Genomic DNA, 21,630 nt, shown 5'->3' with positions numbered 1-21,630 from the left:
CCGTCAGGGTGAGTTTCAGGCCGGTAGCAAAATGAGCCGTACAGCGGCGGTGCGAGAGGCACGCGGAACGAAGCGGGGTGGCATCCGGCACGGATAGACTACATCTACCGCGCCGGTGCGAAAACTCCGGCCCCGGTTCGTGAAAAGAGTTCTCACTCCGCCAGATAGCCCCGGACCAGGTGGGTGAACGCGGCAACCTGCGCCGCCTGCCAGGCGTTGTCCCGCCCCAGCTCGCGCGCCATCAGCTCCGCCACCCGCGGCGCCGCGGCCACGGCGGCACGGGCATCCAGCAGCAGTGCCCTGGTGCGGCGGGCCAGGACATCTTCCACCGTGCGGGCCCACTCGTGGCGCACCCCCCAGACAACCTCCCCGGTGCAGTAGGGGAGCGCCGGATGCAACGGCTCCAGCCATGCGGGATTTTCGGCAAGAAGCTGCTCCAGTGCCGCGGCATCGCTGCCGTAGACCTGCAGCGGCCCCTCAGCCGCACCCTCCTGCCAGCCGTGGATGCGCAGCGTCTCCGTGACCGACGGCCGATGGTCCAGGCTGGCCACCTGGGCAGCGGCGGTAACCGTGTCCTCCCCCATCTTCCGGTAGGTGGTCCACTTGCCGCCGGCAATGGTGACCAGGCCGCTCCCCTCCACCAGCAGGGTGTGGTCCCGGGAAAGGGACGCGGTGTCGCCGCCGCTGTCGCTGCGGACCAGGGGCCGGATGCCGGCGAAGGTGCTCAACACGTCACGGCGCTCGGGATGCCGGGTCAGGTAGCGGGCCGCATGGGACAGGAGAAAATCGATCTCTTCCGGCAGCGGGCGCGGCTCCAGCCCGGCCGCCGGGATGGGCGTATCGGTGGTGCCCACCACGGTCCGGCCGTGCCAGGGGACCGCGAACAGGACGCGACCGTCGTCGGTGTGGGGAACCATGATCGCGCTGTCGCCGGGCAGAAACGAGCCGTCCAGCACCAGGTGCACCCCCTGGCTCGGGGCGATGAGGTCCCGGGCCGCCGGGTCGGCCAGCCGCCGCACCCCGTCCACGAAAGGTCCGGCGGCATTGATCACCGCCCGCCCCATGATCCTGAAGGCGCCGCCGGTCTCCCGGTCCCGCGCCTCCACCCCGGCCACGAGACCGTCGCGGCTGATGATGCCGGTCACCGGGAAGTGATTGAGCGCCACCCCGCCCAGGTCGGCCAGGGTCAGGGCCAGGCTGATCGCGAGGCGCGCGTCGTCGAACTGGCCGTCGTGGTAGATCACCCCGCCGCGCAGGCCGTGGGGCTCCACGGTCGGGATGTGGCTCAGGGTCTCTTCCCGCGACAGCAGGCGGGACGGCCCCAGCCCCAGCTTCCCGGCCAGGACGTCGTACAGCTTGAGCCCGATCCCGTAGAAGGGCCCTTCCCACCAGTCGTAGAGCGGCACCACAAAGGAAAGGTTGTGGACCAGGTGCGGGGCGTTGCGGATGAGCAGGCCCCGCTCCCGCAGCGCCTCCAGCACCAGCGAAAGGTTGCCCTGCTGCAGGTAGCGGACCCCGCCGTGGATCAGCTTGGTGCTCCGGCTGGAGGTCCCCTGGGCAAAGTCCCCCTGTTCCAGGAGAAGGGTCCGGTAGCCGCGCCCGGCCGCCTCCACCGCCGTGCCGAGGCCCGTGGCGCCCCCGCCGATCACGATCATGTCCCAGACCTCGGTCTCGGCCAGGTATCGCAGCAGATCCTCGCGCTTCATGGTTGCGCCCACCCCTGGGACCGCTCCAGGGCTCTGCTCCAGGTGGAGCGCAGCTCAGTCGCCCGGCCCCGGTCCATGGCCGGCTCAAAGGTATGCTCCGCCTGCCAGAGCCGGCCGATCTCGGCCCGGTCCCGCCAGTAGCCCACCGCCAGCCCGGCCAGGTAGGCCGCTCCCAGGGCCGTGGTCTCGCGCACCCGGGGCCGCACCACCGGCACCCCCAGGAGGTCGGCCTGGAACTGCATCAGCATGTTGTTGGCCGTGGCGCCGCCGTCCACCCGCAGCTCTGCCAGCGGAGTGGCCGCATCGGCCTCCATAGCCTCCAGCAGATCGGCCGTCTGGAAGGCGATGCTCTCCAGGGTGGCCCGGGCGATGTGACCGGCGGTGGTGCCGCGGGTGATGCCCAGCAGGGCCCCCCGAGCGTAGGGATCCCAATGGGGAGCGCCCAGCCCCGCAAAGGCCGGCACCAGGTAGACCCCGCCATTGTCCGGAACCGAGGCGGCCAGGGTCTCCACCTCCGCCGAGGTGCGGATGATGCCGAGCCCGTCCCGCAGCCACTGCACCGCAGCGCCGGCCACGAACACGCTCCCCTCCAGGGCGTACTCCGTGCGGCTGCCCAGGCGGCAGGCCACGGTGGTCAGGAGGTTCCGCCCCGAGAGCACCGGCCGCTCACCGGTCTGCATCAGCATGAAGCAGCCGGTGCCGTACGTGTTTTTCACCATCCCGGGCCGGTCGCAGAGCTGACCGAACAGGGCCGCCTGCTGGTCCCCCGCGATGCCGCAGATGGGGATGCGCGCCGCCAGGAAACGGGCGGCGGTCTCGCCGTAGACTTCGCTGGAGGCCACAACTTCGGGCAGGATCGCGGGCGGGATCCGGAGCAGCTCCAGCAGCTCCGGGTCCCAGGCGCCGTCGTGGATGTTGAACAGGAGCGTCCGGGAGGCGTTGCTGGCATCGGTCAGGTGCCGCTCACCGCCGGTCAGGTTCCAGACCAGCCAGGAATCGATCGTGCCGAAGGCCAGCTCCCCCGCCTCGGCCCTGGCCCGCGCACCGGGCACATTGTCAAGCAGCCAGGCCAGCTTCGTGCCTGAAAAATAAGGGTCCAGCACCAGCCCGGTCCTGTTGCGGAAGGTCGGCTCCAGCCCCTTGGCCCTGAATCGGTCGCACTCGCCGGCCGTGCGCCGGTCCTGCCAGACGATGGCATGGTGGATCGGCCGGCCGGTGCGGCGGTCCCAGACCACCGTGGTCTCCCGCTGGTTGGTGATGCCGATGGCGGCAATGTCCGCGGCGGTGATTCCGGCCCGGGCAATGGCCTCCACCACAACCCCCAGCTGGGAGGCCCATATCTCCTCGGCATCGTGCTCAACCAGCCCCGGCTGGGGAAATATCTGGCGGAACTCCTTCTGGGCAAGCCCGAGCATGTTCCCGTCATGGTCGAACACCAGGGCGCGGGAACTGGTCGTCCCCTGGTCAAGCGCAAGGATGAAGCTCATGGCAGGACTCCTTTGCCGGATGAATGAAGCAGGGGCGCGGTGTAGGCCGCCTGCAGGGACAGAACGAGGCTCATCGGAATGAAGGGGTACGGGTCCCCGTGCCGGATCACGCGTTATCCATCTTCAGCGCCCACGCCGCCTTGTCCGGGAGGGGGGCGCGGTAGAGGCTCATCTTCTTCAGCAGCTCCGCCGGGTCCCGGTCCACCAGCACGGCTTCGCGGCATTCCGGCCGGATGAACCCTTCCGCGGCCATATGGTCGAAAAAGTCCAGCAGGCGGTCGTAATAGCCGTCGCTGTTCAGCAGGCCGCACGGTTTGCCGTGGATGCCCAGCTGGAGCCACGTGAGCACCTCAACGAACTCCTCGATGGTGCCGATCCCGCCGGGCAGGGCGATGAACCCGTCCGACAGCTCCGCCATGAGGGCCTTGCGCTCATGCATGGACTCCACCACCCGGAGATCGCTCAGCCTGGTCAGGGCGATTTCCTTCTCCTCCAGCATCCGGGGGATGACGCCGGTCACCCGGCCACCGCCGTCCAGCACGGTTCGGGCCAGAATTCCCATCAGGCCGACGCTTGCCCCGCCGTAGACCAGATCGATTCCCGTTGCCTTCAGCAGCCGCCCGAGCTCCCGTGCCGCCTCGGCATAAGCCGGTCGCACGCCCGGGCTGGAACCGCAAAACACGCAGATGCGCTTCATGTATCCTCCCTTTGCCGGCGCCGCCCACCATCACACAGGTAGGGCATGGAGATTGAGTGATTGTTACGGCCTCGTCGCCGCCCTTGCCCGCCGGATGTCCGATTGGACGCGCGGGGCAAAACAAGAAAAAACTTAGCACACGCCTGCCTGCGGGCAAAACGCTTTTTCAGCGGAAAATCAAGTTGTCACAAAACGATGTCCGTATGGAGCAACCGGTTTGTTCCGCTGCCGTAGCCGTTCCCGAGCGGCTTGCTTGCGCCGCGGCGCGGCGCGCTAACGTGGCGGCCCGCAACGCCTTCCTCGCCAGCCTGCAGAACAGCGGCGTCCGCTACCAGTTCGGCGGCCACGACCACATGCACCACCGCGCCATCATCACCAGCCCGGACGCCAACGCCCGGGTGCAGGAGATCATCACCTCGTCCACCAGCTACAAGTTCTACATCCCCCAGATCCCCTCCAACGACGGAAAATACAATGTCCCCGCCGTCGACGGCACCCGCGAGCCGCCACAACGCCGACAATGACACGGCCAGCCACATCCTCACCCTGTGGGGCATGGCCAACCTGGGCAGCAGCCAGACCGACGTCTATACCCTGGCCATGACTATGACCCGGACAAGGCCCGTAAGGGAACCGAAGAAAAGGGCCTTGGCCTGGATCGATTCATAATCGGGAACACGCCACTGGAGGTGCGCGAGGGTCGGTTCGACTACGACGTCCGCCGTGATCCCGCCCGGGCCGGCAACGGGAACGACCTGCCTGACCCCGTTTTCTTGCCCCCGTTTTCTCCCTTCACCGCACGACCCCACTGAAGGGAGCGGCGACAAAGTCCTCATGGCAGCGTGACAATCCCCGGAGGCCGGAGCCTTGCGGCCCGCTGGAAGGTGTGCTACAAGGTGTTCAGCGAGAGCGGGCTGCTGCCCAGAACCGCCAGCTCCAGCGCCGACACGATGGCGTGCCGGCACGTGGGTTCATTCTTTACGATCTCGAACCGTTCGGCACACATCAGCCGGTACACCCGCAGGGGCACGTTCGGTGGTCCTGGCAGGCTTTTCTGGTGCCCGAGGTGTGGTTTCTGTGGCACGAGTTGTGGGGGGCCTCCATGCTGGTCTTGCTTGTCGTCGGACTGTGCTGCCAGCTGAGGCACCATGTTGATCCCGCATTGTTGTGGGCAGTGGTGTTTGCACTCCATCTGTACACCGGTTTGATCGGGAGCAGGGTTTACTACTATCGATATGGCAGGTGGCCGTGGCCCAGCCAGCGATCCGACTCTGACGGCCCTCCATCAATTGTGAGAATCGAGGTCCCGACCAAATGCACAAATGGCTGTATCTGCTGGTGGCGATCATCAGTGAGGTTGCCGGGACATCCGCCCTCAAGTCGGCCGAAGGGTTCACCAGGCTCTGGCCGTCGTGCGTGGTTGTCGTGGGGTATGCTTCCGCCTTCTACTTCCTGTCGCTCACGCTGAAATCGATCCCGGTCGGCATTGCCTATGCGATCTGGTCCGGCCTGGGAACGGCCCTGGTCGCGGTGGTTGCCTGGGTTTTCATGGGACAACGGCTCGATCTGCCGGCGGTCTTCGGCATTCTGCTGATCATTGCCGGCGTGTTGGTCCTCAATCTCTGCTCCACATCGGCGACGCGCTGACCGACCGGCGGCGGGGACGACCCCGCCGTCCGAACATCCACGGGGACGACCCCACGAATCGGAAAGGACGACATCATGACGTGGGGAATTCTTGTTCTCGCAGGGCTGTTTGAAGTGGGCTGGGCCATCGGGCTGAAATTCACGGAGGGGTTCACCCGGTTCTGGCCAACGGTGCTGACGGTGCTGGCAATGATTGCCAGTTTCTGGCTGCTGGAAATCGCCATGAGAACGCTGCCGGTGGGCACAGCGTACAGCGTCTGGGTGGGGGTGGGCGCCGTGGGCACCGTGTTGCTGGGGATCGTTCTCTTCGGGGAACCGGCCAACCCGGCCCGACTGATCAGTGTTGCGCTGATCGTCTCCGGCATCATTGGCCTGAAGCTCTCCTCTCCGGCCTGAGGATGCCCGCGGCGGCGGCCCTTCAGCCGACCGTTGGGCCCCCTATTGAAAATACTCGGAATGGATGGAGGTCCCCATGTGGGACGAGGCAAACTGGGCAACCACGGCCACGGCAAAACCGAAGATGAAGAACCAGGCCGCCATCCGGCCGCTCATGCGGAAAAATCGACGCAGGTGCAGATAGGTGCCGAAGATCAGCCAGGTCATGAGTGACCACGTCTCCACCGGATCCCACCCCCAGTACCGCCCCCATGATTTGTAGGCCCAGATGGAGCCGGCCAGCATGCCGATCGCCCAGAAGATGAAGCCGAACCCGGCAAAGCGGTAGGCGTGGAGGTCGAGATCCTCCAGGTCAGGCAGACGCCTGAGCCAGTCCGGGGGGGCAGGCCGGGCCTTGAGCAGGTAGAAAATGGAAAAGGCCAGGGCGATGATCAGGGCGCCGAGGGCGATCTTGTAGAACGAGATGTGCAGCACGAGCCAGATGCTGCTGAAGGTGGGCGGCAGCGAACGGATGCCGGGGTTGTAGAAATTGGCCAGCGCCACCATCAGGAACACCAGCGGCACGACAATGAGGCTGGCCGGCCGGATGCGCGGGAAAACCCGCTGGAAGCCCAGGAACAGCACCATGGCGATCCATGCGTCCGACAGCAGCACCTCGCTGGGGGCCATGTAGGGACCGTGACCGACAACCCGCCACCAGTAGACCAGTGAGGCCGAATGCAGGGCCAGCCCCAGCCACAGGGGCCAGTAGCTGCGGCGCTCCACCACGGCCTTCCGGAAGATGATGCCGCCGGCATTGAGGACAGTCGCCACGACATAGCAGCACACCGCCAGCCAGTTCATTGCCACGTATGCCGACGCCTGATCAGCCATGCGTTCCCCCGCAGTCCACCATTCGTTTCAACGAATCCGGCTCATCCCGGTAGAATCCGGAGAATCTCGCCGCACGCCAGGACACCGTCGTGCCGCCGGAACCCCCTTCAGCCAGCGATACCTGGCGGGGCGGGGTGAAATAGTGGAGGACACCGCCCAGACAGATGACAAAGAAACCAGCAAATATCAGGGGCATTCCGGTTACGTTCACCATGATCAGCCGCGACCAGGGGGCGAAGCCCAGCAACCGGAAGCGATACCACCCGATGGCCCCCTCCCCGCCCGGCTGCAGGGGAAGCCGGCCCACCTCCTGCCCGTCACGATCCAGGCGCAAGGTGAGCAGGGGGCTTACCCGGTCGAAGGTCTTTTCCTCCCCATCCACCAAGTACTTGGCCCGCACCAGGGAGCCGTCGCCCAGAAGGTTCGGAAAATCATTATAGCTCGGCAGATCGGGTCTATCGGGGTGCATGAACTCGAGCTGGAACACCTTTGGCTCCCCCGTGGGCCCGGTCACCTCCACGAAGAAGGCGTGACCAAACTCCACCCCCTGATAGAAGCGGATCCCCCGGTGGTTGAGAATACGGTTGATGGCAACGGTCCTTGTTTCGGCAATGCCGTTATCGGACAGAAAGGTCAGGGTCGAGGTCAGCTCGCGCACGGCGAAGTCCTGCCCGAAGCGGTACGAGACCCGGTTGAGCCGTACGGCGTCCGGCAGATGCAGCGGACCGGCCAGGAGCCCGTGCTCCTCTCGCAGCAGGGGCCGGGACGGGTAGTGGATGGCTCCCTCGGCCAGATGTATCACTCCCTGCTGCTGGGTCAGGGCGATGCACAGCGAAGCGACAATGGTGAGCACCATGCCGAAATGGAGCAGGGTATTGCCCCAGTACCCCCAGGGATGGCGCACCAGCCGGATTTCCCCATCGAATGTGCCCTGGCCGATGAACCCGTTGGCCATGAGGAGGCGGGAAACCTCCTCCGGCGTACGGGCAACGGAAAAGCGCCGGTCCCCGGCCATGCAGCCGGCGGGAAGCACGGTGCGCTGCCATGCGGCGAGCGCCTGATGCCGGGTGGACAGGGCCAGGGAGATCGTCCCGCCGGCAAGGATAAGGGCGAAGCCGGGATGCGTGTAGATGTGGTGAAGGCCCAGCAGGTTGCTCCAGCGGCAGAGCAGCGGGTGGGCCGACTGCCACGCCAGCATCTCTTCGGGCGAGGTCAGGAAGCGTTGGGGAATGAACGCTGCCAGGGCAATGGCGCAGAGCGCCAGGAGAATAAGGCTGATGACGGTGCCGCGTGCCAGGAAAAACCGCTCGATCCGCTCCATGGTCAGGGGTGCCGTCCCTGGGCGCCGCCGGGCGCCTGATTGACGACCCTCCCCTTGCGGTCCAGCACCGGCCAGGGGACCACGTTATTGGTGCTGGTGCCGCTGATGGTGTTCACCCCGGTGATGAGCCAGCGGCCGTTCTCTTTGTTCAGGACATATCCCATGCGGTAGATGAAGTCCTTTTCCTCGGCGTATTTTTCGTTAGAGGCCATCCGGTAATGGGTGAAGTCCCAGATTTCCTCCGTTTCCACCGTTGCCTCGGAACTGCCGCGCCGTTCGACATTCAGAAACCTGATCCTCTTGAGCTTCGACTCCATCCGCAGCTGGCCCTCGCCGAGGGCGGCCATGTGGTGATAGAGTTTCAGCGCGTGCTCGTGGGTGGTGACTTCCATGAGGGGATTCATGTTCTGGGCCCGGTAGCCCTGGACCAGCAGGTCATTGTAGCGGCGGATGGTCGCCTCGATCTCGCCGGTATCGCCCACGGCGCAGGCAGAGCAAAGCGCCAGCACAACCGCCAGCAGGATCATGCCGACACACACCCCCCCGGAGGTGCCGGCGCCCCTCCTGCCTCCCCCGGACAGCGCCCGATCGGGATATCCGCCGAATCCACTCCCCATCACCAGGAATAGGCCTTTGTGCTGTTATCCGTGTGCCTTGCCCCGCAGATGCTGGTACAACTGACATTGTTGGCCCCCATATAGCCGCTGGCCGGCAGGACGGCGCTGGTCAGGTAGGAACCGGAGAAAGCGCCGCCGTTGCCGTCGGGCTTGTAACGGGATGGGGCATTGGCCCCGGTTAGGAGACGCGGCACCTTGCCCCCGTGGGGGACCCTGATGTGGCAGTTGACGCAGGGCCTGCTGTGCCCGCCCGACGACTTGGTGTGACCGTAGCCGCCCGCGGCCCAGGTGTGGCAGTTGAAGCAGAAGTTGTTGGCCGGTGGCGTGGCGGTGCCCGTTCCGGCCAGCAGGGTCCCGCCGGAGGAGGTGCCGTTGGCCGCTGCCGAAGTGAAGGGCCAGTTCTGGTACATACCCGTCAGCAGCCACTTGACGGTCGAACCGTGGGGGCCCTGGGCCGTGGCCGAGGTGCTGGTATCCCTGCCGTGGCAGTCGGAGCAGGTCATCACCTCGCCCGGCTGCCAGCCGCCGGTCAGGGCTGCCGCCGTCAGCCGCCGGTTGCCGGAGGATGGCAACGGCTGGATCACCGGATGGTACGAGACGTTGTTGGGGTTGAACTCCAGACCGATGTTGGTCCAGCGGGCCGCTCCCAACGACGGTGAGGTCACGTTCCAGTAGCGCAGCGTATTGGTGGTCGGATCGGTGGAGGCATGGCACTTGAAGCAGATCTGGTACTCGTAGGCAGCCTCGCTTACCATGGTATAGGTGCCGTTGGTCCAGGCTCCGGAATAGCTTACGCTGGCTCCGGACACACCGCGCTGGCTCCGGGACACCGCATTGTTGTTGGCGATGATCCGGTAAACGCTGCCGCTGGCCGGCGCAGTCCACCCGGCCACGGTAACGGTGGTCGCGTTATTGCCGCTGATGGTGGCCGTCTGGCCGGCGCCGGTGCCTGAAATGATGTTGATGTAATCGCCGACCCACTGGTTGGGCACCCAGTTCTTGTTGCTGTTGACCAGAGTGGTGGAACTTCCGCCGGTGGCGATACCGTAGTCGCCGTGGAGCCCGTTGCGGGTCGCATGGGGGTTGTGGCAGTCAACGCATTCGATGTGCCTGTTCCGGGCAATGTAGGCCAGGGTTTCATTCTGGCGCGAGGGGAGATGGATGCCGGAATAGTGCTGGGTCGCGTGGCCGTAACCGGGGGCGCCGGGGTCCGCGTAGGTCCAGGCCACGCTGCCGGGGAGCGTCAGCTCGCTGGGTGCGCGGCTGCCGAAATAAAATGACGCGGTATAGCCGTTGGTGCTCGTGGTGGTCGTCTCCAACGAAAGATCGACCACGATCTTCTCCCCTGCGTTGAGGGTGAGGGCGCCCACGCTCACCGGTATCTGGCGTACGGTGCCGGGGGCTCCCGCAGTGGAAAGCTCGGTGGCATAGGTCCCCTTGGCGATGATGGTGGCTCCCATGGTATCGGCAGGGTTGTTCCACTTGTAGACCATGTACCTGATCCTGGCGTTCTGGGCCGTGGATGACTCGCGGCAGTAGAGGTTGATGATCCAGGTGCCGGCGGGAACGGTGGTGGTGCTGTAGACCGCGGGCGAGGTAAAGGTGACCATGCGCCAGTAGTTGGTGCCCTCCAGGTTGGTGCCCTGGCTCTTTGTTTCATAGGCGACCGTTGTCTCCCAGGGGGACATGGCGCGACCGGCCCAGGTGCCGCCACTGAAGGAATCGCCGGTGTTGTGCTGATTCGGCATGGCCTCAGCAGGCGTCTCGGCCGCGGCCGGCCTGAAATACAGCTTGCTGGTGAGGCTGTAGGTCGGGTTCGCGGCCCGGAAATCGCGGTTGGCGGCAAAGATGTCCTGGGACGCCAGGCTCATGGGCGCCACCCCGTAGTAGTCCTTGTCGGCGACCGCCTTGGGCGGTCCGCCCCCAGGGTCGGCATCTTCGGACAGGCTATGGCAGCGGTAGCAGATCTGCTCTTCAGCCACCTCGCCGCCCGTTGCGCCGAGGGAACCCTGAAGCCTCCGGATGCCGCTGTTATGGTTACCGAAGGAGTCGCCGGAGCCGGTATAGCTCATGAATACCGAGGTCTCGTTGACCAGGGCGTTGTGGCACTTGGAGCAGTTGCCCTGGAACCGGCTGCCGTCGCTGAAGAAGCTGGCCGGTACGTTGTACTGATGGGCGGAACCGGAGTAGTTGGCCAAGGTAACAGGCGGTGTTCTGGTGGCGTTGGCCTCCTGTTTGCGCCGTACCGTTGACTTGGTTCGCTCCGTGGCATGGCAGCTGATGCAGATGCCGCCGCCGGATGCGCTGTAGTCGGAATTGGTGAAGTTTGCCGTGGCGGTGGGCGTTGAGCCGATTGCGGTCCTCAGGTTGTAGGACCGGCCGGCACTGTTGACGTTGAGATCGGGGCTGAAGATCGTGTGGTCCACATGGCACATGGTGCAGGTCCGGCTGGTGTAATTGGTGCCGCTGGTGGCGCTGCCGTCGGGGATTGTGGTCGGATACGTCCGGCCGTAGTCATACATGGCATGATGGTAGGTATCGGTATCCTGCATCGGGATGCGGTGACAGTCGGTGCATTTGTAGGAGCTGTTCCATGCGGTCGTGCTGGTGGACCGCGTCAGCGGCGTGGACGGCGTGGTGGTCACGTCGAGGCCCACCGGATGGCAGGAGACGTTGGAGCAGCTGCTCCCTGCAACATTGTAGCTGTAAGCGATAGTGACCGCCGTCGAGTTGACGGTGTTGTCCCCGTCCCGGAAGGTGCCGCCGGCGGAGACATCGTAGGATTTGTTCAGGTGCTTGCGCTTGTCGCTGATGGCGGTGCTTGTGGCGGTCGTGGCCGCGTGACAGTGGGCGCACTGCATATAGACGGCAGGGAGGCTGGTCTTTGCGCTTATGTGGACGCCATGGGCGTTCCCCTTAGCCTGGCCCTTGTAGGTGATAGAGCCGGAGGCATAGAGGGGGGCGCCACGCCGCCAGTCGTTGTTGGGTGCAACGGCATTGCCGTGACACAGGTTGCAGTTGTAGGAGGTTTTGGCGCTGGTGCTCCAGGCAACGGCCGAACGGCCGGCCTGGCCGGCGCCGCCGGAGTGACAGTACGTGGCGGTACAGCCGGAGGATCCGGCGGTCCAGTTGAATCCGTTGTCATTGCTGTAGGCCGTGCCGGTTCCCGTGTAGCTGCCGCGCACGCCTGCCGCGGAGTAACCGAAATAGACCTGGGCCGCCTGGCTTGCCGCCAAGGCGCCGCCGGCATGGGCTGCCCCCCCGGCGGGGGAATGACAGGACGAGCAGGCAAACCGGTAGGTGGCCGCATCGCCGGTGCCATTGCCCGGGGTCATGGCATACGAAGAGGGCAGGACGGAGCCCTCCCAGTGGATCTTATGGGCGGAGTTGGCTGCCCAGTGGGCATCGGTGGCCCGGGCGCTGTGACACGAGTTGCAGGCTGTTGATCCGCCCCAGGCCGGTGACGGGGATGTGCCGTGACAGTAGGTGGCCGAACAGGTCTTGGCGTTGCTGTCATAGGTTCCGGACTTGCCGTTGATGACCTTCATGGCCACGTTGCGCGCCTGGTTCAGGTGCAGGGTCGAGTAATTACGCAGCTTATTGGTAACGGTTGAGTCAACGGTCCGGCAGTGGCAGGCGGCGCAGCCGGTGGTGGCAGTAATGCCGAGGCTTGCCACGTGGCGCTGGTGACTGTTGGCCGTGGCCGTTGCGGCGCCTCCGTTGGCGTAGTTGGGCTCGCCGGCCGCTGCCGTGAAGGCGCTGTCGGCTCCGTGGCAGCCGTTGCATCCGTAGCCGGTGGCGCTGGTCCAGGCGGCCACGGCCCGGTAGACCGGTGTGGCCTGGCCCGAACTGTGGCAGTACACGTTACTGCAGACCTTGGTGCCCGAGTTGTAGCTGCCGGCCATGGTCCCATAGTAGTCGCGGGTCTTGTTGACATGGTACTGGGCGCCGGTGGTCCCATGGAGCGTGCTGTTGCCGCTGACGGTCCTGTTGTGGCATTGGACGCACCCCAGGCTGTTATTGGTGCCGAAGATCGCCGCATTGTTGACGTGGGTGGCATGCTTGCCCGACAGGGTGGTACCTCCGCTGCCGTCCTGGGGTGCCGTGGCGCTCCCGTGGCAACCGGTGCAGCCCAGGGACGCGCCGCCCCAGGTCAGGGGGGTCTGGGCGTAGTGGAGGGTGTCCCGGCCATCGCTGTGACAGTAGATATTCGTGCACGAACCGTAGCCGTCACCCGGCTTCGGTGTGCCGCCGTAGGACGCGGTGGCGCCGTAGTAGTCGGGGAATCCCACATTGACTTCATAATTGGCGTGCTTCTGGCTGATCCGGTTATGACAGACCGAGGAGCTGCAGGCCGTGGGGGTGAATCCGGTCAGGGTGGTGGCGTGGCAGGCCGCGCAGCGGGTTTCGTCGCTGGTAATACCGAAGGTATAGGCCAGGTGCCTGGTGTGGCTGCCCGAAGTCATGATGGTCGGCGTGCCGTAACCGCTGTGGGTATCGCCGTTGATGCCGTGGCAGGTGCCGCACTGCCCCGTTGCGGCGGAGCCCCAGGTGGGATTCGTATAGGTCGGCGGCCAGCTGCCGCTGTTCCCCTGGCCGCTGGAGTGGCAGTAGACGTTGGTGCAACTGCCGTAGGCGCTCCCCGGCGCCTTGGTCATGGGAGACGACACCCCGCCGTACGTGCCGTTCATCGCCGTGGTGGTGCTGTCGAACGCCACGTTGACCAGCTTGTTCACATGATTGCCGTAGGTGCCGATGGACATGGCCGAAGTGACGGTGGCCCCGTGACACCTGACGCACCTGACCGTGGTATAGCCCAGCCCGAAGCCGTCCACATGGGCACGGTGGCTGCCGCTGGTCATGGCCGTGCCCGAGGAACGGTCGGACTTGTGGCACCCGTTGCAGGTCAGGCTCCCCCCCCAGGCTGCAGACTGGTTCGGGGCGGCGAATGCCGACGACTTGGTCCCGGGGCTGTGACAGTATGTGCCGGAACAGGTGCCGAAGGTATTGCTCTGACTCGGCAGGTAATCGTTTACCGGTCCGGAATAGCTGCCGCTGCCGCTGTTCGGCGCGGCAGCGAAGCTGACCTGCAGGTCCCGACCGACACTGGTGGCATGGGCAAAACGGGCAGCTCCCTCCTTGGCTCCATGGTCGGGATGACACTTGCCACATGAAGAGGCTCCGGTCCCGTAATAGGCGCCGTGCTTGCTCCCCCCGACGGGATGGCTGCCGGTGGCCGGCGCGCTGCCATGGCACATGCCGCAATCGGCGGTGGAGGCAAGGGGCGTGCTGCCCCAGGCCGGCGTCACGGTTTCAAAATGGCAGTTGACGTTGCTGCAAGTACCCGGCACCACCGAGGCGCTCTGGGCGAAGGACGTGCCGCGACTGTAGGTTCCGACGGCCGGTGACGCATTAATGTTGGAAGCTATGGCAATGGTACCGTCGCGATGGCTTGCCTGGTAGCCGCTCGTGCCGTGGCAGATCGTGCAGCTGTTTGCCGTGGCGCTGCTTGCCATGTGAGTCCGGTGATTTCCCTTGAATCCTCCGGTGGAGATAGCGCGGAACGCGCTGTCTTCCGGGCGATAGTCACTGGTTGCCGCGGTTCCGTGGCACTGATAGCACTGGATGGCTGCCCGGACTTCGTCCACGCCGGTCAGGACCGGCGAAATACCCACAAACATCACGGAGCACCACATCATCAGCATTTTCCAAGATCGCGTATTCACAGTAACCTCACTACCCACAACCACAGTGATACCATGTGAGTATTACGTTAAATAACCGACACTCGACGCACCAAAAGTCAAAATCACGACATAATACCGATTGGCAACAGCCTTCCGAAAACAACAGTTCACAATGAAATCAATCAGTTTCACGATGCACCCATTGCCAACACCCCACGTACCCATCAAAGCTATTCATAAAGCAGCAAATTGAATACCAATATGTGACAAAAATTTAATAAATACAAAGTAACCGCAGGTGATGCAGTTTAATATCCATCTCCCCTTAATTGCACTGCTTTTGTTTATTTCCTTGTGTTTTCAGCGGGTACGAAGGAGCGGAGGTTTCGGGAAGGTGGTTGAGCGAGGGGGGCGAGCACTTCCGGACGTGCATCAGCGGCAAAAAAGGGCCGACCATTGCTGGCCGGCCCTTTCACGCCACTGTTTTCGCTTTTCTCAGAGTGGTGCGGACACTCGATATCAGTCCCTGGCGTGGCACTTGTTGCAGAGCACGCGCTGGTAGGGAGAAAACGCCTGCGGATGCCTGCCGTAGTATGCCTGCCGGGTCTCGGCCACGGTCCGGCCCTGGGCCTGCGAGGGGTTCATGACCGGATCGGGCCAGATGGCATTGCCGGAGGCATCGGCCACGGTAATGTGGTTGGAGTCGATGGCGAACCGCGTCATATGGCTGAAGCCGGAGGCATGGGCACGGTGACAGGAAAGGCAGGACACCTTGTCCGTGGCGGCCGGGCCGGCGGTGGTGGCGGTCGCATCCTTGAGGGCCGTGAGGTCGGTCACATCCCCCAGTTCAAACGGGACGAGGGAGAGATAGGCCGTTGCAACGGTGCCGTCCAGGCTGCCCGTCTTGCGGTAGGCATTGTAGGTCTGGGCCACGTCGCCGAGCTGCTTGTCGGCCGGGTGAAGCGAAGAACCGGGGCCAGAATGCATGAGGGCATGGCAGTTGGTGCACCAGGCAGAGGTCCCCTTGCCGTAGGAAACGCGGGTGTCGCTGGATTCTTCGGACCGGTTGTAGACGACGGGCGCCACCGCAAAAGGCGCTGCGTGGGTAAAGGCCGGGCCGCCGGCCAGGGACTTTGGTTTGTAGCCGACCCCCGCCAGGAGCCGATAGGTACCCACGGCGGACCCCGCGTCGGGGAGGGAGCCGTAGGAACCGGACCCCCTGATCGGCTTGCCGCTCGTGGCCTGGACCCCGTTCTCCACTATGCGGTACGCACCGTGCGGATCGTGGCAACTGGAACAGTGGAGGCTGTCGGACGGATAGGGGGTAGAGCTTCCCGGGGCGTTGATATTGGTGGTGTCTGCCGTATAGTTGAAGTCGAGGGCGACGATGTTGTGGCCGTGCTGTTCGCCGCGAATCGCCACCGAGGCTGAGCCCGGCGCGGGAGCCCAGGAATAGGATTTTTTCAGCCAGCCGAAATCGCCGCCCGGGGTGAGCTGCAACGGCGGCGACCCCACGGGCATGTCATTCTCGGCAGTGGAAACATGATACGAGGTGGGACCGGTGTCTCCGGCCTGCTGATGGCAGTTGAGGCAGGCAGAGCTCTGGTCCGACCCCCTGAGAAGAAACGGGCCGCTCTGGAAGCGGGCGCTCGACCCGGTCATGGCGGCGCCTTCGCTTGTATTGTGCATGGTGTGGCACCCCTCGCACTGGGCCGCACCGCCCGAATGGAAGGCTCCGGCCGGCGTCGCAATGCAGATGGCTGCCAGTACCGCAGATACACACCCCGCCTGCAATGATTTCATGATGTTCTCCAATGCCGATAACATAGTCTCAACTCATGTAACTCTTTTCGGCACAACGGAAATTTTCTTGAACGCATTTGTGGTGGCACTGATTTTTTTTGCCCGTCGACGCCCCCTTGCCCCCCCTGCAACCCGTAGTACACTATGAAACCGGGACCTTATCTCCGGGACAGGGCACCAGGAGGCGCGCCATGGGCATTCCACTCCGCGTTCTGATCATCGAAGACTCCGAAGACGACATGCTGCTGGTGCTGCGGGAACTCCGCAAGGGGGGATACGAGCCCGATCATGTGCGGGTGGAGACCGCCGCCGAGATGGTTGCGGCCATTGCGGCGCGGGACTGGGATCTGGCCCTCTCGGACTACGTCCTCCCCCGCTTCAGCGGCATGGACGCGCTGCGGCTCTGGCGGGAGCGGGAAGAGGATCTGCCGTTCATAGTGGTATCGGGCAAGATCGGCGAGGAAACGGCGGTGGCTGCCATGAAAGCGGGCGCCAACGACTATCTCATCAAGGGAAGCACCTCCCGGCTGGTGCCGGCCATCGCCCGTGAGCTGCAGGAGGCGGAAGTGCGCCGCAAACGCCGGGATGCCGAACAGGCCTTGGCCCGGAGCGAGGAGCGCTACCGGCGGCTGGTGGCTGCCGTGTCCAACTACACCTACACCGTGGAACTGGCGGAAGGGCACGTGATCCGCACCTCCCACGGCCAGGGGTGCCTGCCCGTGACCGGCTACACGAGCGACGAATACGATACCCGCCCCACCCTCTGGTACGAGATGATCCACGGCGAAGACCGGGACCGGGTGCTGGCCAGCATCGCCCGGCTGGAGGCCAGGAAGGGGGTGGTGACCCTCGAGCACCGGATCGTCCGCAAGGACGGCGAAACCCGCTGGGTGCGCAACACCATCGTCCCCACCTGGGACGACATGGGCCGGCTCACGGCCTACGACGGACTCATCGCCGACATCACCGAGCGCAAGGAAGGAGAACTGACCCGTCAGATCCAGACCGTGGCCCTGAAGGCGGCGGCCAACGCCATCGTTATCTGCGACCCGGAGGGGAGGATCATCTGGGCCAACCCCGCCTTCACCCGCCTGACCGGCTACCTGCTGGACGAGGTGGCGGGCCGCGGCATCGGCATCCTCAACTCCGGCGTGCACGGCAAGGAGTTCTACCGCAACCTGTGGCACACCATCCGCTCGGGCACGGTCTGGCACGGCGAGATGATCAACCGGCGCCGGGACGGCTCCCTCTATCCGGAAGAGCAGACCATCACGCCGGTGCGGGACGAACGCGGGGCCATCCGCTGCTTCATTGCCATCAAGCAGGACATTGCCGAGCGGAAGCAGGCCCAGGAGGCGCTGCTGGAGAATGCCCGCCTCGCCTGCGACATGCAGCTGGCCCGTCAGATCCAGCGATCGCTGCTGCCGGAGACGCCGCCGCCCGTGCCGGGTTGCCGGTGCGCGGGGCGCTGGGTGCCTGCCGCCCACGTGGGGGGCGATTACTACGACTTCTTCCCCCGGGAGGACGGGTCGCTCGACCTGGTCATTGCCGACGTGTCCGGTCACAGCGTCGGCGCGGCCCTCATCATGACCGAACTGCGGAGCGTCATCCGCTCCCTGGTCCACGCGGGGGGAACACCCGCCCGGATCGTCGGTTCGCTCAATGCGCTGCTCCACGAAGACCTGTCCCGGGCGGAGCTCATCATCACCCTCTTCTATGCCTCCTACTCCCCCGCCACCCGCACCCTCGCCTTTGCCAGCGCCGGGCACAGCCCTCCCCTGGTCTGCCGCCGCGGGGGGGAATGCCGCCAGATCGACGCTGAGGGGCTGATCCTCGGCGTCCATCCCCTCGTGGAGTATGAGCAGAAAGAAGTCACCATGGCCGCCGGAGACATCCTTCTGCTCTACACCGACGGCATCACCGAGGCGACCGGCCCGGACGGGGAGCTCTTCGGCACGGCCAGGCTCGCCCGGGCCATGGAGGAGGAAAGCGAACGCGAACCGGAAGAACTCCTCGACGCCATTCTGGCACGGCTGCGAATGTTCACGGGTGGAGTGCCGTCCGGTGACGATATCTGTATGGCGTTGCTGAAGGTGGGGGGTTAGGCGGCAAGCCGGCTCAGGACCAGCAGAAAATTGCGGGTAAGGAGGGGATGGAACTCCCGGCCCCGCTTCTCCAGCAGGAGGCCGGCTATCTGACGGAGTTCCATGGAGTCGCGGTAGGCGCGCCGGGTGCGCAGGGCATCGAAAAAATCCGAAAGGGTCGTCATCCCGCTGCAGAGACTCTGGCGCCAGCCGGCGGCAACGGACGGATAGCCGGAGAGATCGTGCTTTAGATGGTGCTCGAAGGTGGCAACCACTGCGAGCCGCGGCACGCCGGGGGTTTCAGCCAGACAGCGGGCTCCCATGAGGGGATGGCGGCGCATGACGGCCCATTCGTCATCATCCAGCTGACCCGGCTTGGTGAGTATCTCGGGGGGGACGAACATCTTGCCGATGTCGTGAAGCATGCCGGCAATGCCTATTTCCTGCAGGAGAGGCCCGTCGATGCCCAGGGCCATGGCCTGAGCCAGATTGAGGACGCAGACGTTCACCGAGTGGGTGAATGTATATTCGTCAACGCCCCGCAAAGGGGCCAGGGCCGCCAGCGGGCCGGACTGCTCGCGCAGGACCGTGATGAAGCCCGCCACCAGATCGGCCAGACCGGTCACATGACTGCGCCGGTGGCGGACGACCCCTTCGTACAGCTCCATAAAACGGCCGATCTCCATGCCGGGCAGGCCCGAGGCGTGTCCGGTGCCGTCCGTGCCCCCGGAATAGCGGACCTCCACCCGGCCGAACCGCACGTGGGGAGACGAATGGAACTGGCCGCCCGCCGTTCCCGATCCAGCGAGAATCGACGCCAGGGCCGCCAGTTCCTCTTCCGTCACGCCGCGCAGGAACTTGAGGTGCCCGATCCCCCGGGACGTGAGCATCCCCGCGAGGCGCTGCAGAAACAGCCCCCCATCGAGGGGCGCCCCTTCCACCAGGATCTCGCCGTCGATGACCACCAGCGAGAGGGACTCCTCCGCCTCGAGGGCCGCGGACAGCTCTGCGAACGCCTCGGAGCGCAGCAGGGTGACGCGGGGATGCCGGGCCGCGTAGAGGGCGGCGCCGGAAATAGCCGTAACCAGCGATCTGAGTGCCCCGAGCAGTCGTTGACGCGTGGCTTCGTTCATCGGTCCCTCGCTTCGGCGAGCCTGAGCGCGACCCGCGCGGCACCGGCGATCTCGCCGCCGGCAGCAGCGGCATCGCGCAGCAGGCGCAGGGGCTCCTGCCCCGGGAAACGGGGGAGCGAGCGAATCACTTCCAGCTTCACCTGATTGAGGGCCGCGGAGCGCAGCAGGCTCCTGCTGCCCAGAATGCGCGCCAACTCCGGCAGGGCTGCGGGATCCCCCGTCTCGGCCAGCGCCCGGACCGTGGCGCAGCGGACCTCTGGATCGGCGGCAGCGCCGCCGCGCCGCAGAAGCTCGATCACCTGTGCCCGGACCCGCCGGCTCGCATTGCCGTCCACCAACGGCACCGCCATGAGCAGGGTTTCGCGGTTGGAGCTTTCAAGCCCGCGGAGCAGCCACTGCTCCGCCTGGAAATCGCGGAATCCGAGCAGGGTGCGGGCCGCCTCCTGACGTACTTTGGGGTGGGGATGCGCAAGCAGTTTTCTGGCGGATGCCGCGCCGGCCGAGTAATCGAGCTGCCGGAGAAGCACCAGGAGGTTTCGCACGAAGTACCACCGGCCGTCCTCCAGGAGGGCGACGGCGGCAGCGCCGGCGGCGTCGCCGAGCCCCATCAGGCATTCCATGTACCAGCGCCGGAGGGTCATGGACTCCTCCACCGCCAGCCGGTCCAGCAGAGGCGTCACGCAGGGCGGACCGATCTGCGAGATGATCTGCCGGATCTCGCCGTGGCGCACTTTTCCCCAGATGGCGGGCGCGTCGATCAGGGCCGCCACAAAGGCGGGAGCGCCGATCGCCTCCCGCAGGGCAGCGCCGGCACCGGCCTTTTCCAGGGCGTGGATGCGCAGGAACAGCCCCCCCAGGGAACCGAAGTCTCCGGTGGCCAGGTAGTACTCGGCAAGCTCTGCCAGGTTCGCCGCAAAGGGGTCGGCTCCGCCGGGCTCCAGGCGGATGATTTCCATGATGACTTCTCCCGCCTTGACCGCCGCGTTTTCCGACTCAAGTTCCAGTCGCAGGGACTCCAGCTCGGGAGCCACCGTCTGTTGAACCCCGGCTCGCGTCAAACGGGAGAGGTCTTCCTCATAGGGCAGGGGAACGAAGGCCCGGCTGTCCCCTTCCCGCAGAACGGTTTCCAGCCGGCGCGCCATCTCCGCCGCCCCGGCCGGTTGGGACGGCGGGGCCGCGCCGGCGGCCGGGGAGGGACCGGCCAGACCGAAGCGCTGAAAGAGATCGAGCAGTACGGGAGGGATGGAGGAGCCGCGCTCGGTCAGGCCCGTGAAGGCCTCCATGACCGCTCCGTCGGTCAGGGCTGCGGCAACCCGCTCCGCCATGGCGGGATGGCGCGCAAGGGACGCAAAGGTACTGCCCAGAAACTGGCGGCGCAACTGGGGGGTGAGCAATTCGGCCAGTTCGGCCAGGCGAGCCGTCTGATTATCGTCTCCCACCGGATGTTGCTCGGCCTCCCGTACGGTGCGGAGAAACGCGGCGATGACCGCATCGTAACTTTTCTGCCGGTTTTCCGGTGAGCCGGCGAGGCAGCCGTTCATGAGCCGGGCCAGCTCCTCCGGCGCCAGGGTGCCGTGATGCTCGGTCACCGTACCGAAGGGGTCAAGGGTGCCGTCGAGCATCCCCCGCACGTACCGCTCCCAGAGCGAAAGATCGTCCTGATCGGCCGAGGGGGCCGCAATACGCTCGTCCTCGGTCACGTGGAACAGGCCGTAATCGAGCCCCGTCACCTCAATCCCCAGGATGGCATCCTCGCTCATCAGCCGCCCCAGGCCGCCCCGCTGGCGGATCTCGTCGCGCCTGAGACCGAGCAGTGTGCAGAAACGAATCAACTCGTCGGCGGAGACGCCCCGTTTCACCGTAAGCAGGGTGAGCCCCCGCTCGGAGAGAAAACGTGCCAGGTCGCGGAACACGAGGTTCCGACGGTCCAGGGGATGGCCACCGAAGAGGATGGTGTCGCGCGCGATGCCCATGGTGGCGCTTGCCTCGCCGGCGAGGAGCAGGTCCGTCTGGCCGGCGACCTTCTCCGCCGCGAAGCGGATGGCCGGATGCCCCTCCGGGTAGGCCGAGACCGCCCGCCTCAGGATATTCAGCTCGATGATGAATGAGGAGAGAATGCCCGGCTCGATTCCGGCAATGCGCATGTCTGAGTTTGTATCCGTCAACCGTGACCGCTCCC

At 65.4% G+C, this 21,630-nt stretch carries 15 protein-coding genes and 1 pseudogene; 5 read left to right on the top strand and 11 right to left on the bottom strand.

The genetic code is table 11. From position 1 onward, the window contains the following. Positions 1–152 precede the first annotated feature (152 nt). The 3 genes from AABA48_RS00870 to AABA48_RS00860 form a co-directional block, all read right to left on the bottom strand. Positions 153–1,706, bottom strand: coding sequence for a glycerol-3-phosphate dehydrogenase/oxidase (locus tag AABA48_RS00870; RefSeq protein WP_286351697.1), 1,554 nt, complete (start codon positions 1,704–1,706; stop codon positions 153–155). Beyond that, complete coding sequence (glpK, locus tag AABA48_RS00865; RefSeq protein ID WP_286351696.1) at positions 1,703–3,193, bottom strand: glycerol kinase GlpK; 1,491 nt, start codon at positions 3,191–3,193, stop codon at positions 1,703–1,705. Before glpK ends, AABA48_RS00870 begins: the two co-directional genes overlap by 4 nt. Before the next feature lie 106 nt (positions 3,194–3,299). After that, on the bottom strand, positions 3,300–3,890 hold the full coding sequence (locus tag AABA48_RS00860; RefSeq protein WP_286351695.1) for an LOG family protein: 591 nt from the start codon (positions 3,888–3,890) through the stop codon (positions 3,300–3,302). Between the two features lie 203 nt (positions 3,891–4,093). On the opposite strand from AABA48_RS00860, the gene AABA48_RS00855 reads away from it, so the two are divergent. Continuing rightward, the gene (locus AABA48_RS00855) at positions 4,094–4,414 is read left to right on the top strand and encodes a hypothetical protein (protein ID WP_286351694.1); all 321 of its coding nucleotides are present in this window, start codon (positions 4,094–4,096) and stop codon (positions 4,412–4,414) included. 63 nt (positions 4,415–4,477) lie between these two features. Here the strand turns inward: AABA48_RS00855 and AABA48_RS00850 are convergent, their stop codons facing one another. Continuing rightward, positions 4,478–4,726, bottom strand: a complete 249-nt coding sequence (locus AABA48_RS00850) for a hypothetical protein (protein ID WP_286351693.1) — start codon at positions 4,724–4,726, stop codon at positions 4,478–4,480. A 50-nt stretch (positions 4,727–4,776) separates the two neighbouring features. Here AABA48_RS00850 and AABA48_RS17395 point away from each other — a divergent pair. The 3 genes and pseudogenes from AABA48_RS17395 to sugE form a co-directional block, all read left to right on the top strand. Then, positions 4,777–5,073 (top strand): annotated as a pseudogene (locus AABA48_RS17395) (hypothetical protein); the annotation flags it as partial. Positions 5,074–5,204: 131 nt separating this feature from the next. Continuing rightward, positions 5,205–5,537, top strand: a complete 333-nt coding sequence (locus AABA48_RS00845) for a DMT family transporter (protein ID WP_286351692.1) — start codon at positions 5,205–5,207, stop codon at positions 5,535–5,537. Positions 5,538–5,612: 75 nt separating this feature from the next. Next, positions 5,613–5,933: a quaternary ammonium compound efflux SMR transporter SugE gene (sugE, locus tag AABA48_RS00840; protein WP_286351691.1), complete on the top strand. Its 321-nt coding sequence runs from the start codon at positions 5,613–5,615 to the stop codon at positions 5,931–5,933. 42 nt (positions 5,934–5,975) lie between these two features. On the opposite strand, the gene AABA48_RS00835 is transcribed toward sugE, so the two are convergent. From AABA48_RS00835 to AABA48_RS00815, 5 genes are all read right to left on the bottom strand, one after another. Next, a complete protein-coding gene (locus AABA48_RS00835) occupies positions 5,976–6,806 on the bottom strand; it encodes a cytochrome c biogenesis protein (RefSeq protein ID WP_286351690.1) in 831 nt (276 codons plus the stop codon). Next, on the bottom strand, positions 6,799–8,127 hold the full coding sequence (locus AABA48_RS00830) for a cytochrome c biogenesis protein ResB (RefSeq protein ID WP_286351689.1): 1,329 nt from the start codon (positions 8,125–8,127) through the stop codon (positions 6,799–6,801). The genes AABA48_RS00835 and AABA48_RS00830 overlap by 8 nt, the downstream gene beginning before the upstream one ends. A 2-nt stretch (positions 8,128–8,129) precedes the next feature. Next, positions 8,130–8,654: a hypothetical protein gene (locus AABA48_RS00825; protein WP_286351688.1), complete on the bottom strand. Its 525-nt coding sequence runs from the start codon at positions 8,652–8,654 to the stop codon at positions 8,130–8,132. An 89-nt stretch (positions 8,655–8,743) separates the two neighbouring features. Further along, a complete protein-coding gene (locus AABA48_RS00820; RefSeq protein ID WP_338270783.1) occupies positions 8,744–14,425 on the bottom strand; it encodes a CxxxxCH/CxxCH domain c-type cytochrome in 5,682 nt (1,893 codons plus the stop codon). 525 nt (positions 14,426–14,950) lie between these two features. Beyond that, positions 14,951–16,234, bottom strand: a complete 1,284-nt coding sequence (locus tag AABA48_RS00815) for a cytochrome C (protein ID WP_286351686.1) — start codon at positions 16,232–16,234, stop codon at positions 14,951–14,953. Positions 16,235–16,425: 191 nt separating this feature from the next. Here AABA48_RS00815 and AABA48_RS00810 point away from each other — a divergent pair, with 191 nt between their 5' ends. After that, positions 16,426–18,339 carry a SpoIIE family protein phosphatase gene (locus tag AABA48_RS00810; protein WP_286351685.1) on the top strand — a complete coding sequence of 638 codons (1,914 nt, stop codon included), beginning with the start codon at positions 16,426–16,428 and terminating at the stop codon, positions 18,337–18,339. Here AABA48_RS00810 and AABA48_RS00805 read toward each other — a convergent pair. Continuing rightward, entirely contained in the window at positions 18,336–19,451 is a 1,116-nt protein-coding gene (locus AABA48_RS00805; RefSeq protein WP_286351684.1) for an HD-GYP domain-containing protein, read from the bottom strand. The genes AABA48_RS00810 and AABA48_RS00805 overlap by 4 nt on opposite strands. Further along, a complete protein-coding gene (locus AABA48_RS00800) occupies positions 19,448–21,595 on the bottom strand; it encodes a HEAT repeat domain-containing protein (protein WP_286351683.1) in 2,148 nt (715 codons plus the stop codon). Before AABA48_RS00800 ends, AABA48_RS00805 begins: the two co-directional genes overlap by 4 nt. Between the last annotated feature and the right edge of the window lie 35 nt (positions 21,596–21,630).

It is taken from the genome of Geobacter sp. 60473, assembly GCF_036323535.1.
Taxonomy (GTDB): domain Bacteria; phylum Desulfobacterota; class Desulfuromonadia; order Geobacterales; family Geobacteraceae; genus Geobacter; species Geobacter sulfurreducens.
Note: the sequence above shows the minus strand (reverse complement) of the source record. Positions and strands in the feature narration are given on the sequence as shown.